Origin of the sequence: Erythrobacter fulvus, from assembly GCF_028595285.1 — a bacterium.
Lineage (GTDB): Bacteria > Pseudomonadota > Alphaproteobacteria > Sphingomonadales > Sphingomonadaceae > Erythrobacter > Erythrobacter fulvus.
Window position 1 is genome coordinate 93,875 of sequence record NZ_JAQQXQ010000003.1, and the last position, 15,530, is coordinate 109,404.

6 protein-coding genes are annotated in these 15,530 nt (G+C 65.8%); 4 read left to right on the plus strand and 2 right to left on the minus strand.

Going from position 1 to position 15,530, the window contains the following annotated elements; translation table 11 throughout:
• Window positions 1-83: 83 nt before the first annotated feature.
• Window positions 84-2,222, minus strand: a complete 2,139-nt coding sequence (locus OIK40_RS05055) for a S46 family peptidase (protein ID WP_273676747.1) — start codon at window positions 2,220-2,222, stop codon at window positions 84-86.
• Window positions 2,223-2,314: 92 nt separating this feature from the next.
• A complete protein-coding gene (locus tag OIK40_RS05060) occupies window positions 2,315-2,965 on the minus strand; it encodes a DUF1826 domain-containing protein (RefSeq protein ID WP_273676748.1) in 651 nt (216 codons plus the stop codon).
• Window positions 2,966-3,135: 170 nt separating this feature from the next.
• On the opposite strand from OIK40_RS05060, the gene OIK40_RS05065 reads away from it, so the two are divergent.
• The 4 genes from OIK40_RS05065 to OIK40_RS05080 all read left to right on the plus strand — a co-directional run bounded on the left by OIK40_RS05065 (window position 3,136) and on the right by OIK40_RS05080 (window position 15,526).
• On the plus strand, window positions 3,136-4,011 hold the full coding sequence (locus tag OIK40_RS05065) for a hypothetical protein (protein ID WP_273676749.1): 876 nt from the start codon (window positions 3,136-3,138) through the stop codon (window positions 4,009-4,011).
• Window positions 4,012-4,373: 362 nt separating this feature from the next.
• A complete protein-coding gene (locus tag OIK40_RS05070) occupies window positions 4,374-6,107 on the plus strand; it encodes a ShlB/FhaC/HecB family hemolysin secretion/activation protein (protein ID WP_273676750.1) in 1,734 nt (577 codons plus the stop codon).
• 1 nt (window position 6,108) lies between these two features.
• Complete coding sequence (locus tag OIK40_RS05075; RefSeq protein WP_273676752.1) at window positions 6,109-12,462, plus strand: beta strand repeat-containing protein; 6,354 nt, start codon at window positions 6,109-6,111, stop codon at window positions 12,460-12,462.
• A 1-nt stretch (window position 12,463) separates the two neighbouring features.
• A complete protein-coding gene (locus tag OIK40_RS05080; RefSeq protein WP_273676754.1) occupies window positions 12,464-15,526 on the plus strand; it encodes a CHAT domain-containing protein in 3,063 nt (1,020 codons plus the stop codon).
• The last annotated feature ends 4 nt before the right edge of the window (window positions 15,527-15,530 follow it).

Genomic DNA, 15,530 nt, shown 5'->3' on the forward strand with positions numbered 1-15,530 from the left:
CCTCTCCCTGTCGGCTCGTGTCAGCGGGGAGGGTGTAGCAGGCGGCGCGCAGGATTCCCACGCGCCGCATACTTATTCAGATTTTACTTGGTCGTGACGCCCATTTCATCGAGCAGCCGGGTCGCGCCGTCGACCTTTTCCATGGTCCACAGCATGAAGCGGCTGTCGACGTGGATGGTACGGTTGATCTTGGGATCATACATCCAGTCGCTGACCACCCCTTCGATCGTGCCGTCGAACGCCAGCCCGACAAACTCGCCGCGCGCATTCAGGGTCGAGGAGCCCGAATTGCCGTTGGTGATGTCGACGGTGGACAGGAAATCGACCGGCAGCGTGCCCAGTTCGGGCGCGGCATACTGGCCGTAATCCTTCGCCTTGATCAGTTCGATCATCTTGTCGGGCGCATCGAATTCGCCGCGACCAGTGTGCTTGGCGACGATCCCTTCGGCGGTGGTGAAGGGCGTCCAGATCTGCCCATCGACCGCCTTGCCGGTCACCTTGCCATAGGTGAAGCGCAGCGAGCCGTTGGCATCCGGGTACATCGTCTTGCCGAGCGATGCGGCATAGGCGAGGCGCGCTTCCATCACCTTGGAACGCGCCTTCTGGAGATCGCCCGAGCGGGCCTTTTCCTCGGCTTCGTTGGCCATTCCCTCGTCATACATGGCCACTGCCAGCTGGATGAAGGGATCGTCCGACGCCTTGAAGTCGGCCGGGGTCTTGTCCAGCCATGCCAGCCGCGTGGCCGTGTCGCCGAGCTGTGTCGCGTCATAGAGCGAGGCGATGTCGCGGCCTTCCATATAGGCATCGAAGCTCTGGTTGCGGTCTTCGGGGGCAAGCTGGCGGTATTCCTCCAGTGCGTCGGCCCAGATCGCCTGCTCGATCTCGGCGACATAGCGCCGCTCGATCCGCTGGAGCGACTGGACCAAGAAGGCCTTGTCGCGCGCCTGATAGCCCGGTTCGCGGTCCTTTTCCGGCTTGGCCTGCTCATTGGCCCAGCGATAGAGGCGCACGGCAGCGCCCAGCAGCTGGCTGCGGCCAAGCATGCCGCGTCGCGCATCGGCCAGCGCTTCGGCGTTGTTCGCGGCGATCATCCGGTCGAGTTCGGCCAGCGCGGCTCCGTACTTCGCCTCGCGCGCCGGATCGGCAGCGACCCACGCCCGGAACGCCTCTTCTTCGGCCTGCTTCTTCTCGATCAGCGAGATGGCATCGGCCCCGGCCAGCTGGCCAGCGATCTTCTTCTCGTAGTTTTCGACGCCCTGAAGCGTCGCGGCATAGGCGATCTTGGTGGCCGCATTGCCTTCGGTCAGCGCGTCGATCAGGTCGCCATATTCGGCCAGCATGCGCTGCTGATAGGGGTACAGCTCCTCGTAATAAAAGCGCGCTTCCTCGGCGGTGCGCAGGCGCTCGGTGGTTCCGGGGAAGCCCGCCACCATGATGAAATCGCCTTCCTTCACGCCCTGCTTGGCGATGGGGAGCCAGGCCTTGGGCTTGAACGGCACGTTCTCCTCAGCGTAGTCGGCCGAAGACCCGTCCGGGGCGACGTAGGCACGGTAGAACGAGAAATCGCCAGTGTGGCGCGGCCACATCCAGTTATCCTTCTCACCGCCGAAATTGCCGACGCCCGCAGCCGGAGCGTAGACGAGACGCACGTCCTTGATCTCGAGCTGCTGCTGGAGCCAGTATTGCTGCCCGCCGAAATAGGCGCGCACGTCGCAGCGACGGTTGGCCTGCTTCTCGCACGCCTCGATCAGCGCGGTGCGGTTGGCCTGCAGGCGGTCGTAACGCGCGCGACCTTCGAGCTTGTCCGCACCTTTGAGCATCGCGGCGGTCACGTCGCGCAGATCCTCGATCACATAGACGCGGCTGCCGGGCGAGGCGGGCAGTTCGTCACCCAGCGTCTTCGCGAGGAAGCCGTTGGTGAGGTAGTCGTTCTCGGGCGAGGAATTGTACTGGAGCGAACCGGCCACGCAGTGGTGATTGGTGGCGACAAGGCCTTCCGGAGAGAGGAACGCTGCCGAACAGCCGCCCAGCGATGCGATCGCCGTCAGCGGGGGGCGCTGGAGATCGCCCAGCGTGGTCGGATCGAGTTCGAGGCCGGCGGCCTTCATTTCGTCGGCAATCGCTCCGGTCTGGCTCGGCAGCCACATGCCTTCATCGGCAAGAGCGGCAACAGGCACGCAGACGGTCAGGACACTGGCCCCGGCAAGCAGGAATTTCTTCATGGGAAGCATAACCTCGTGATTGCGGCAGGCCGCGTCCCCCCGTGCGCGGCGCTCTACCGAATTGACGCCCGGTCAAGGGCATGGCGCACCTGTTAGGATACAAGTGCCGATCTGGAAATGGGAGAATCCGCGCTATCGACGAATGGCTTCTGCACAGGGTTGAGCACCATCAGCAGGCGCGCCGCGCCGGTTCCGGCAATCGGCGGGGAGCGGTGGATCGCGGGGCGATCGGTGGCCAGCTTCCCCTTGAACAGGCCGACGTCGAAGGGGTTCAGGCGGTTGATGCGCCGGGGCTGTTCGCCCGCCGCCACCAGTGCGGCATCAGAATCGTCGAGCCAGTCGGTACCTTGGCCGACATAGGTCGTAATCAGCCGGGCGGTGACATAGTCGGCGTGGAATTTGCGGCAGGAATCGGTGCGCACCACTTCCAGCCGCAATTCGAACCGGGCAAGGTCTAGCGCCTTGCAGAACAGCCCGGCAAGCAGCGCGGCATCGCGTGCCAGCACCGGATGGAGTGCCGCGCCGCCAAAGCCATTCTCGGCAAGGCCTTGCTGGAGAGCATCGGGCAAATCCGCAAGCCCGCTCTCGAAGCGCAGGTCGCGCGCCATATCGGTCATCAGGGGATCGAAGTCGGCAAAGGGCGCGCGCTGCCAGATCGCAAGGTTGCAGTCCTCCGACGCGATGGCTTCCAATACGGACGGGTGATTGGCCGAATGGGCCAGACGGGCAAGCAGGGCGGTCATGGATGAAAGCGACCTTTCAGTAAAAGAGATGTTGTAACATATATAGTTGGGGAGGGCGCAGCTGGCAAGGCGGCCGCGCCGGTGTGCAAAAGGTCACTTGCGAACGATTATCAATTCCGCCATGACGCGGGTCCCTAGTCATCGACTCAACCCAAAGGACGAACCGCCCCATGAACAGCAAGCTCAAGCTCTGGACCCAGCTCGGCCTTGGTACCGCGCTTGCGGGCGGGATGCTGGCCGCGTGCGGCGGTGAAGCTGGCGGCGAGGCCGGCGGTGAAGGAGGCGAAAGCGCTGCGGTTGCGCCTGACACGGCGGCGACACCGGGCGGCGAAGGCGAGGGCGGTTCTGGCGCCGGCGAAGGTGGCGGCGGCGAAGCAGCCGGCGGCGAGGGCGAAGGCGGCGTTGCGGTAAGCCGCGCCGATAGCGACCCGGTTGCCTACGGGATTGCGCTGGCCGTGACGGAGGCCCACGTCGTTGCCGCGCGCGATGCTTTCGTCGCGGGCAAGAAAGATGCCGCGGCCGAAATGTTTGCTCATCCCGCCTCCGAAGTGCTGGTCGAAATGGACCCGGTATTTGCGAAGCTCGGGGTCAAGGATTTCAAACCGCTGCTGACCGATGCCTCGGTCGCGGTAATCGACGGCAAGGATGCAGCCGAGGTGGGCAAGCGCTATGACGCGATCATCGCCGCGCTGCGCGCTGCGGCGAAGAAGGCGCCCGCGGGCTCGGCAGATGAAGCCACCATTGCCGCCGGCATCATCGCCGACCAGATCGAACGCGCCAGCGCGATGTACCGCATCGCGGGGAAAGACGATCGTTACGAGCCCTATCTCGACGGCTACGGCTTCTACAAGGTGGCCGAGCGCACGTTTGAACGCGAAGGTGCGGCGATCAAGTCCGCCAACCCGGATGCCCACGCCCGCATCGGCGAGGCGCTGGCGTTGCTGGGCAAGGCCTATCCCGCCGCCGCCCGGCCCGGAAAGCTGGAAGTCGCCCAAGGCGCGTTGTCGGCTGCGTCCTCGAAGGTGATGCTGGCCGCAGGCAGTTGAGGCCCCTCGTGGCGGCTGCGGGCAATCGCCCCGCGCCGGTCATTTGTGCAAATGCGACAAAGTGCCGATTGCCGGCCTCCTCACGGGCTTGTCCGCTTGTTTTTGTGGCGTGTCGCTGTAGGGTCGCGCACGATGTCCGCTCGGCAAGCGGGAGCAGGTCGGGATGACCCGCCTTGCCCGTGCGCAGACCGGGCATTGCGGCGCGGACGGGGCGCGCTGCTGTGCCGCAAGGCTAGCATTCCGAGGGGGAAAATTTGGCGATCGCTCAGCAAGACCTGCAAGGTGAATTGCATCCGCCAGCCTTTCGTACCGACCGTTCGGGACGGGCGATGGTTTCCGCCCTTGCTGTTGCAGCAGCAGCTATGCTTTTTCCGCAGGCGGCATCGGCTCAGGTGCGGATTGCGCCGCCCACCCGAAGCGATCTTGCCCCGCCGGAATTGCGGCGCGACGCACCGACCACCACGCTGACGGTCGACGGCGATTTCGAACGTCCGCCTTGTGCGCTCGACCGGCCGGAATTCGCCGATATCCGCTTCACTGTCGGCGGGGCACAGTTCAACGGGCTTGAAAAGGTGCTTGGTCTCTCGCTCGATGCGGCATGGCGCGATTATCAGGGGCGCGAGTTGCCGGTTTCGGTGCTGTGCGACATCCGCGCCGAAGCCAATGCCGTGCTGCGCCGCCAGGGCTATCTCGCCACGGTCGAAATTCCCGAACAAAGCCTCGCCGACGGCATACCCGATTTCAACGTGGTTTTCGGACGGCTTGCCTCGGTCCGGGTGCGCGGGGATGCCGGGCCTTCGGAACGGCTGGTCGCGGGATATCTGGAAAAGCTGACGCAGCAGGAGGTGTTCAACACCAACACCGCCGAACGTTACCTGCTGCTGGCCGACGATCTGCCGGGGCTCGACGTGCGTCTGTCGCTACGACCGGCGGCGGGCGGGGCGCCGGGGGATCTGGTTGGCGAAATCGCGGTCTTGCGCCAACGCGGCATGATCGATGTCAATATCCAGAATTTCGGTTCCGACGCGATCGGGCGCTTTGGCGGGGTGCTGCGGGGCGAGCTCTACGATCTCACCGGACTAGGCGACCGGACCTCTGTTTCGGTGTTCTCGACGCTTGAATTCGCGGAACAGCAGACGGTGCAGATCGGGCACGATTTCCGCGTCGGCAGCGAGGGTTTGCGGCTGGGCGGGCAGCTAACCTGGAGCACCACCGATCCCTCGCTCGGGCTTGCCGGCTTCGATGTCGAATCCGAAACCGTCTTTGCCAGCATCTTTGCCAGCTATCCGCTGGTGCGCACCCGCGCGCACAGCCTGTTCGCCGATGTGGGCTTCGATATTGTCGATCAGAATGTCGATGTGAACAATATCGCGCTGACGCAGGACAAGGTGCGGATGGTTTATGCACGGCTCGACGGCGCGTGGACCGATCGCGCCTCGATCCAGCGTATAGGCGGTTACAGCCCGTTCGAACCAAGGGTGCGGATGCATTACGGGATCGAGGCGCGTCACGGGCTCGACGTGTTTTCTGCCAGCCCCGATTGCCGACCCAATCTGCTCGCCTGCCTGTTCGGCGGCGTTGCGCCGCCCAGCAGGATCGAGGCCGATCCCACCCCGCTGCTGGCGCGGATCGATGCGGGCATCGAATATCGCCCCGATCCGCTGTTGACCTTCTCGCTTGAGACCGTTGGACAGATCAGCAGTGATCCGCTCCCCGCGTTCGAGGAACTGGCCGGGGGAAGCTTTACCGTCGGGCGCGGTTATGATCCGGGCGCGGTGCTAGGCGACAGCGGCATCATGGGCAGTTTCGAACTGCGCTATGGATCGCTGATGCCTGACGGGCCGGATGCTTTCGCGCTCCAGCCTTATGTGTTCACCGACGTGGCCTGGGCCTGGAACGAGGATCCCAGCCGCCGCCCGAACAACCCCGACCGGCTGTGGTCGGCCGGCGGCGGTCTGCGCGTGGCATGGGGCCGCGGGATGCAGACCGACATGCTGGTGGCCGTCCCGCTTGAACGGCCCGACCTGGCAGCCCGGCGCGGGGATGTGCGCTTCATGGTCTCGCTGACCGCCAGACTGTTCCCGTGGAGATTTTGAGATGACCTGTCCGATCAGGAACCGTTCGCGTCTGCTCGTCAGTTCAGCCAGCTCCGCCTTGGCGCTTGCGCTAGTGCTGGCAGTGCCGCAGCGCGCCGACGCTCAGGCAATCAATGCCTCGGGCAGTGTAGTGCAGGGCTCGGCCAGCATCGATGATATGGTGCCGGGCGAAACAACGGTCAGCGTGTTCAGCCGTACGGCGGTGATCGATTGGACCCCCGCCGAAGACAATAACGGCGATGCGCTCGACTTCCTGCCGACGAATACCACCGCCTTGTTCCTCGCGGGGGACAGCGTCCCCGACTTTGCCGTGCTCAACCGCATATTGCCCTCCACCAACGGCAATGTCGTGGTGATGGACGGAACCGTGCTATCCCGCGTTTTCGACCAGACGGGCAGTCTGGTTCCGGGCGGGTTTGTGGCGTTCTATTCGCCCACCGGGATTCTGATCGGCAGCAATGCGACCTTCGATGTGGGCAGCCTGCTGCTGACCACGCTCGAACCGGATCTCACCAGCTTCCAGAACTTTGTCGAGAACAACGGAACGCTGGCACTGGCCGCTTCGCCCGGTTCGACCGCGCGGATCCAGATCGATCCCGGTGCGCTGGTGATCGCATCGCCGGAAAACGCCTTCTTTTCGGTCGTGGCCGCCGATGTGCAGATGTCGGGCAACTCGATCATCAACGGCAGCCAGGCCTATGTCGCGGGCGAGGTTGTCAACCTGCGTTTTTCGAACGGGCTGTTCGATATCGAAATACCGACGGGGACAGCGGCAAGTGGCACGGTGCTGCAACTTGATGGCAGTGTATCCGGTCCGGCCAGCAATGGTCCGGGCGACAACCACGTGATCTACGGCGTCGCGGCGGCCCAGAATGACCCGATCAGCATGCTGTTTCGCGGCAATCTCGGCTTTGCTCCGGCGCAGCAGGCGGGGATCGTCAATGGCGAGATCATTCTGTCGGCCAATTACGATGTCTTCGGGCGCACGGTTAACAATGGCACCTCCACCGACGGCATCAGCGCGCGTTTTGACGGCAATCTCCAGACCAGTTCGGTGCAGGCCGACATCTTCATCGAGGATGTGATCGCGACCAGCAGCCTGCTGGCGATCGGCACCCACACGACCCGGATGAGCGCGATCAACGCGCCGGGCGGCGTCAACGGGAACCTGCTGCTTGTGGGCGGGCAAGCGGCGGAATTGCAGGTCGGGGCAGGTCTTGGCTTCGACGTGACCGGCGATCTGCTCGTCTCCGCCGACGCCTATGGTCTGGTGAGCGGCGATCTGGCCGATCCGGCAGATGCCGATGGGGTGGCGGGAGATGCGTTGATTTCTGCCGGGGCCGGCAGTGTCCTGACCATCGGCGGAAACGTCCGGGTCAGCGCGGATGCCTATGCCGGGCTTGATTTCCAGACCGGCATTGCAGGCAGGGCACAGGGCGGGTCGGCCCGCTTCCTTGGTAATGATGCGGGCATCGCCATCAACGGCCAGACGACCATCAGCGCGCGCGGGCTGGGCAGCGATTTCAGCGGCGTTCTCACCGATGGCGAAGTGCGCGGCGGCCTCGCCGAATTGTTGCTCACCGGGCTGAGCGACATGACCGTCAGCCAAGAGCTGTCCGTCAATGCAGAGGCGATCGGCAGGGCCCTCGGCGCGAATGTTGCGGCCAATGCCTTCGGTGGCACGGCACGGGTTTCCAACAGCGGCGGCACGCTCACCCTGCTGGCTGATACCTTCATCAATGCTTCTGCTACCGGCGCGGATTCCTTCGCTGCGGGCGACGGGGCGCTGGCCGATGCGGGCGAGGCGGTGATGGAGGTGTCGCAAGGCGGGCAGACCAACCTTTCCGGCCTGCTGTCGCTTTCGGCCAATGCGCTGGCCGGCAATAATGGCGCCGGCAACGGCGGCAATGCGTTCGGGGGCGTTGCGTTGGCGACTACCCAGAGCGGCGGCTCGCTGTCGGTCGAGAGAGATCTGTTCGCCAATGCAGAAGCATTTGGCGGCAATGGTTCGGTCGGCGGCAATGCCGCTGCGGGTATCGCCGGAGCGATCGCCGTTACCGGCACGATCAATATTCTGGGCGACGGTGTGGCGGTGGCTGCGGCCGAGGGCGGCGATGCCCAAGTCGGATTTGGCGGCGCGGGCGGCAATGCGCTGGGCGGCACCGCGCTGCTGCGCGCCGATGGAACCCTGAACGAAACCGCGACAATGACGATCGGCGGCGGTGCAACCGTGCTGGCCGAAGGCGTCGGGGGCTTTGGCGGCAGGACCGACGGGACCGTCCGCGGCGGGCGCGGCGGCAATGGCCAGGGCGGCAGCGCGGCTATTGCCAATCAGGCCGATCCGGCCTTCATCGGCGGGGCTTATCTGCTCGCCGGAGGCGACAACGGCACGCTCTCCGTCGGCGCATTGGCGACCGTTTCGGCCACTGGCCAGGGCGGCACGGGCGGCGAATTCAATATCGATTTCACCGGCGAAGGCCCGGAGGATGCCGGCGATGGTGGCGACGGTATCGGCGGCTGGGCGCAGGCAGGGGTTGCGCTGCTGGCCGGTGACGGTTCGGTCGGGCTTGGCAGCGCCGGTCTGGGTAGTCTCCGGATAACGGCCGACGGGTTTGCCGGGAGCGGCGGTTTTAACGCAGGACAAACATTCCTTGCCGGCTTCGGGCTGGGCGGAACAGGGACGGGCGGCGATGCCCTGCTGACGGCCAGCGCCGGAGCAGTGACGGCCAGCGATGTCGACCTTTCGGCCGGTGGCTTCGGCGGGACTTCTGACAACGGCGCGGACGGTACGGGCGGACGTGCGGGGCTTTCCGGCGAACTGGGCGGCGCGATCACGATCAGCGCACTGTTCGCCAATGCAGAGGGCTTTGGCGGATCGGGTTTCATCGGTGTCGGCGGGAACGGCACCGGGGGTGAGGCCTTCATCCAGCTTCAGGGCATTGATGTTACCGTCAACGGCGATGCCTTTCTCAATGCCAACGGCTTTGGCGGTTTCAGCGAAAGCGGCGACGGCGGCGACGGGACGGGCGGCACGGCGTTCATCGGCTTTAATGCAGGCACACCGGGCAGCGGCACGATCACCGCTAACGCCTCAATCGTCGCCAACGGCTTCGGCGGCGGGCCGGGCAATGGCGCGACCGGCGGCACCGGACGCGGCGGGCTTGCCTATGCGCAGGCGCTGGCCGGCAGCACGGTGCGGTTCGGCACCCTTCAGGTCACCGCGAGCGGTGTGGGCGGCCAGAACGAGGGTTTCACACCCACCTCAGCCGGGGGTGACGGGTTTGGCGGCACCGCAGAAATGCGCAGCTTCGGGTCGGGCAGCCAGTTGATTATCGAGCGAAATTTTACCTCCGCCTTCGTCGATCAACAGACCAATCGCGGCGCGATTGTGGCAGCGATCGGGATCGGGGAACGGACCAATGGAGGAAGCGCTATCGGTGGTTCCGGGACCGGGGGCAGCATCGCTCTGCGCGCCAATCTCGGCGGCAGCATCGCCTTGCCGGCTGATCCGCTCAACGATCCCGGCAGCATCGGATTCATCAATCTGCTCGCCCGCGGCTTCGGCGGAGCATCCACAGTCGATGGCGGGGCTGGCGGCATCGGCACGGGTGGCTCGGGGATCTTCGAGATCGATGGCGGATCGATCAGCATGGGCCGGACCAATTTCTCGGTCTTCGGGGCAGGTGGTAACGGGCTTAATGGCCAGGCCAACATTATCGGTGGCGACGGTTTCGGCGGCACCCGCCTGATCCGCATCATCAATGGCGGAACGCTTTCTGCTGAGTTGTTTGCAGGCGGGAGCGGTTCACTTGGCGGGAATGGCACGGGCACCGGCAATGGCGGCAACGCCACCGGCGGCAGCAACCGTATCGAGATCATCAACGGCACGCTCAATTCGGTTGGGCGCATGTTCGTTGCCGATCAGGCCTTTGGCGGCAGTGGCAATGCCGGGGGCGATGCCACGGCGGGCACGGTCGCCTTCGAGGCCGCTAATGCCACCATCAATTTCACTCCCGATGCGCAAGGCAATTTCGGTCTTTTCCTCGGCGGGCAGACCATTGGTGGCAATGGCGTCGTGGCTGGCGGTGACGCCGTCGGCGAAGCGGTCCGTCTCGTGCTGGAAAACAGTACGGTCACCGGAGGCAATTTTCAGATCAGCCCGCTTACGATTGGCGGCAATGCCAGCGGCGCAAGCGGGATCGGTGGCAATGCCACAGGCAGCCTCGCTGCTTTCAACGCGACCGGTTCCGCCGTCGCGCTGCTGGGCGAAACAATCATTTCCGCCGATGCCCTGGGCGGCACAGGCGGAGCGCAGGGAACGGGCGGAACGGGCGGCAATGCCCAGGCCGGAAGCGTCGGCGCCAACTTCCTGAATTCGCAGATCACCATTACGGCCGCCAATTCGCAGGCAGGCATCCTACGTGTGCGTTCGCAGGCCAGCGGCGGCGGCGGCGACCAGACCGGCGATGCCTTTGCATCGGTAGCGCAGCTTTCGGTCGACGGCGGCTCGCTTGATGCAGACGAGATCGCGATCGAGGCGCAGGGCTTCGCCATTGCCGGCACTGCGGGCCAGTCCGGCGGCGCGGCGGCGGCGGGCGCGGCCGATTTCATCATCGATGGTGCCGCGACGATCAACGCGACCGGGATCGCATTGCTCGCTAATGCCGAAACCTCCGCCGGCGGCACGGCCCGGGCGGGACAGGCCGTGTTCCAGACCTTTGCGGGCAGCGCGGCGCAGGTCACCGCCGATGATCTGGTGCTGTTCGCCGACGCCAATGGCAGCGACGATCCGTCGGGCAATATCGCCGGGCGGGTCGGCGCCGAAGTGCGCGGCGGAACCGTCAGTCTCGGCAATCTGACCGGCTCGGCCATCGGCGACGTTCTCGACGTGCAGGCGCAGCCTTCGACACTGGTGGGCGACGGCGGCAGCATGCTGGTATCGGGCACGCTCGGTCTCAATGTGCTGGGCGATATCCGGGTGCGTGCCGGACAGGGCGGGGTCATCGGAAGCCCCGCCAATACCGCTACAACCACCGCGATTGCGCTGACCGCCAACGGGATCATCGAAATCATCGGGGATAACGACACCTTTATAGGGATGGGCGGCGATACCATCGCGCTGACGGCGCGCGATCTCGATATTCTTTCGGGCGCGCGGATCGGCGCGCAATCGGTGACGGTCACCTCGCTCGAAACCGAGCTTACCGCCGTGCTGGGCGGGACAGTCGCTGGCGGAGGCTTTTCGCTGACCGCAGACGAGGCCGGCCGTATCTCGGCGGATGCATTCAGCCTGATCGTGCCCGAAATCGCCACCAGCGATCCCGACCAGCCCGACCTGCTGATCGGCAACCTGACGCTCGACGGCACCGGTGGCGGGGCGCCGGGCGGCTTCGGAAGCATCCAGGTCCTTGCCGGGGCCGACATCAGCGGGATCATCCGCGTCGAGGGCACGCTGCAACTGCGCGACGCCGCGCCGGGCGATGCAATCAGCATCCGCGCCGCCGAACGGATCGAGGTTGTCACTCCGGGCGGCATCCTGATTTCCGACGCCGCCAACTTGCCGGGCGGCACCCTGTCGTTCAATTCGGGCAGCATCTGGGTCGCCGATGCCGGTGTCATTGCCCAGTTGCAGGTCGATCCCGTCTTTGCTGGACGCGATGCGTTGCTGGCGGTCGCCGCAGCAGGAAGTGACGACCCGCTCGGCTACCTGCGCGCGGGCGGGGTTTCGATTGGCGTCGGTTCGCAATTGCTGGTGCGCAATACCGGCATTCCTTTCGAACAGGGCGGCATTCTGGTGGGCGGGGGCGGATTGTCGATCGGCGCCGACGGACAGTTGAACCAGGGCACGCCGCTTGATGTCTTCGCCTATGGCCGCCGCCAACGCGCCGACGGGACTTTCGTCACCGGGGAGGAATTCTTCAGGGAGGTCAATTTCAACCTGACCGGACAGAACCTGACCAGCTATCTCGATGCGAGCGCCTTCAACGATTGCATCATCAACACCGGCGAATGCCCGCAACCACCGCCGCCACCGCCACCGCCGCCGCCGCCACCGCCGCCGCCGCCGCCGCCGCCGCCGCCACCGCCGCCGCCACCGCCACCGCCACCGCCGCCGGAGAGAGTGGAGTTCCTGGCGCAGATCAACAATCCGACGGTGATCGTCGATCCGGTGACGATCACCGCGCCGATCAACCCGACCACGAGCGAGCAGAACCAACAATTCGGCACGGACTTCCCCGAACAGCCCGAAGCACCGCTGATCTCGGAAGATCCGCTGCTTGACGATCCGGTGACTAGCGGCGGCGATGCCTCGCTCTACACCGTGCCTGGTGCCGACGACGAGAAGGAGGAGTGACATGACTCTGCGTGTTCTCATCCGCATTGCCGGTCAGGTCGGGGCTGCGGCCTGCGGGATCGTCGGAATAATGGCGTCCCCGGCTGCGGCACAAAGCCTTGCTGCCGCCGAACAGTCGAGCCTTAGCCTGCGCGATACGTTCCCGATCGGATCGAACGGCCTGTGCGAGGCGCAGATCCTTTCGCCCGAGCCCGGCGCAGGCCTGTTCGACCGGCGCTATTCGGTTATCTGTCGCGATGCTGCCGCGCCGGTCGGCACCTTGTGGGTGGTGCGCGCCGCCCCCGCCGATGCACCCACTGCCCGCTTTGCCGGCGACGGCAGCACCTGTACGCCCAGCGACGCGGCCCCGGCCGCGCCGGGCCTGCCCGATGCCGAGCGGCTGATCTGTGCACGCGAAGGTAACATCATCCGCACCGAGCTGCTGATCGGACGCCGCGGTTCGCGCACCTTCGCCGCCAGCGGGCTGACCGCTTATGGCAAGGCGCTCGAACTCGGGCTGGCCTCGCTTGTAAGCGACAGGGTGGTGCCTGGCACGGTCGAAATTCCGCTTACCAGCGCGACTGACGAAATCGCCTTTGCCCGCCAGCAGGCCGAAGCGATTTCCGCCGATCAGGCGCTGATCGAGGCATATCGTCGCAGTAACGCGGGCAATTTCGCCGAGGCGGCCGAATTTTTCGCGGTGTCATCGGCGGCACTCGCCGGGTCGGGTGCGGTCGAGGCGCAGCTCAACGAGGCGTTGCAGCAATCCAATCTCGGCAATTTCGCCGAAAGCCGACGGATATTTGCCTCCAATCGCAGCGCCAGCGCGGCGAGCCCCGTGCTCGCCCGCCTGCTGCGCAATTACGAGGCGATGGATGCGCTCAACCGGCGTCGGCCCGAAGCTGCGCTGGCTCTGCTCGACGCGCCGCTGGTATCGGATTTCGCAGAAGGCGACGCGCTGCGGGCCTTGCAGATCGGCCCCGCGCTGGCGGGACAGCTGGCGAGCGAGAGCGGCCGCGTGACCGGGGCCTATTCCCTAAGCCTCACGCCGCTCGAACGGGCGCAGCTGCTCGACGGGCAACACGCCTATCTCAAGGCCACCGCTCTGCGCCTGCTTGGCCGCGCGGGAGAGGCAACCGCTCTGCTCGAACGCGCCGAAGACACGCTTTCCACTGTGCGCGACGGACGGGTGATCTCGGTCGTCTGGCTGCGCGCGCAGGTACTGGGCGAGCTTGCCGAAGTCGCCGAACGCGGCGGGCGGATGGCCGAGGCCGAAGGGCTGCACAGCCGTGCGATCGCGCTGCTTGATGTGACCTATCCGGGGTCACCCGCCTATGATAGCGCCCGCGCGCAGCTTGCCGGGTTCTATGCCCGCACCGGACGGCGCGACGATGCACTGGGGCTTTATCGCGACATTGTTGCCGATGCCAAGGGCCGTCCCTTGCCCTCGCTGCGCGGTTTGCTGGCACCCTATTTCGCGTTGCTGCTGGATGATGGCGCCGACAAGGCAAGCGCCGCCACCGATCTGTTCGCAGCCAGCCAGTTGCTCCAGCGCCCCGGTCTCGCGCAGACCCAGGCCGTGCTGGCACGCGAACTTTCGGGCGGCAGCGACGAGGCGGCGCAGCTGTTCCGCACCAGCACCAATCTCGGTCGTGCGATCGAACAGACGCGGCTGTCGTTGATCGAGCTGCGGACGGCCGAGCAGATGGGGCAGGATCGCGCTGCCGCGATTGCCGAGCGCGAGCAGCGGTTGGTGCAATTGCAGGAACAACAGGCCGAAGTGTTGCAGAAGCTGGCAACCTACCCGCGCTACCGGGCTGTCGCGGCGGACGGCATCGCGCTGGCCGACCTGCAGGCGATGCTGCGCGAGGGCGAGGCCTATGTGAAACTCGTCACGCTCGATGACGGAACCTATGTGCTTTATGCCACCGGCAGCGATGCGCAGGTGTGGCGCGCCGATGCGAGCCCGGCGGAGCTGGACAGGCTGGTGGGCCAAATCCGCGAGAGCATTGCCGTGGTTGAAGGCGGCCAGGTGCTGACCTACCCCTTCGATATCGAACGTGCGCGCGAGCTATATGTGCGGTTGTTTGCCCCCGTGGCCGAGCGCCTGCCGCAGCTTCACCACATCGTTTTCGAACCCGACGGCGCGCTGCTGAAACTGCCGATCAACCTTCTGGTTACCGACGATGCCAGCGTGGCCGCATACAAGGCGCGGATGGTAGGGCGCACGCCCGACGAATATGACTTCCGCGGCACCGCGTGGCTAGGCCGGACGACGCAGATCAGCACCTCGGTGGCGGCATCGGCGTTCCGTGACGTGCGTGCGGCGCGGCCTTCGGACGGCAAGCGCGCCTATCTCGGCCTTGGCGAGAATGCGCCGATCGGATCCGGCACGATCGGCAGCGCGCGCACCCGCGCCGTGATCGAAAGCGGCGACAAGTGCCAGTGGTCGCCCAATATCTGGGCCAACCCGATCAAGGCCGACGAACTGCGCGAAGCAGCTTCACGCTTTGGCGGCGGGGCGCGGGTGCTGACCCGCGACGAATTCACCGACAGCGCAATCCGGCAACTCGACGATCTTGGCGAATACCGCATCCTGCATTTTGCCACGCACGGACTGGTCACCGCACCCCAGCCCGAATGTCCGCCGCGCCCGGCGCTGCTGACCAGCTTCGACAAGAACGAAGATTCGGACGGGTTGCTGACCTTTGCCGAGATCTTCGGTCTGAGGATCGATGCCGATCTGGTGATCCTTTCGGCTTGCGACACCGCAGGCAGCGCCACCATCGGTGCCACCCGCGAGGCCGGGGTGACGAGCGGCGGCGAATTCGCGCTGGACGGGCTGGTGCGCGCCTTCGTCGGCGCGGGCGGGCGCACCGTGTTGGCCAGCCACTGGCCGGTGCCGGATGATTTCGACGCTACCGGGCGGCTGATTTCGGGACTGTTCGCAGAAGACGGGCGGGAGACCGCTGCGGCGCTGCGCGAATCCCAGCTGGCGCTGATGGACGATGCCGATACCTCGCACCCTTTCTACTGGTCGGCCTTTGCCGTGGTGGGCGACGGCGCGGCCCGTCTCGCGCGCTGACAGG

What these genes read in the sequence shown, in the direction of transcription:
- OIK40_RS05075 (WP_273676752.1), top strand. Translation starts at nt 6,109, where the DNA reads ATGACCTGTCCGATCAGGAACCGTTCGCGTCTGCTCGTCAGTTCAGCC.
- OIK40_RS05080 (WP_273676754.1), top strand. Translation starts at nt 12,464, where the DNA reads ATGACTCTGCGTGTTCTCATCCGCATTGCCGGTCAGGTCGGGGCTGCG.
- OIK40_RS05055 (WP_273676747.1), bottom strand. Translation starts at nt 2,222, where the DNA reads ATGAAGAAATTCCTGCTTGCCGGGGCCAGTGTCCTGACCGTCTGCGTG.
- OIK40_RS05070 (WP_273676750.1), top strand. Translation starts at nt 4,374, where the DNA reads ATGCTTTTTCCGCAGGCGGCATCGGCTCAGGTGCGGATTGCGCCGCCC.
- OIK40_RS05060 (WP_273676748.1), bottom strand. Translation starts at nt 2,965, where the DNA reads ATGACCGCCCTGCTTGCCCGTCTGGCCCATTCGGCCAATCACCCGTCC.
- OIK40_RS05065 (WP_273676749.1), top strand. Translation starts at nt 3,136, where the DNA reads ATGAACAGCAAGCTCAAGCTCTGGACCCAGCTCGGCCTTGGTACCGCG.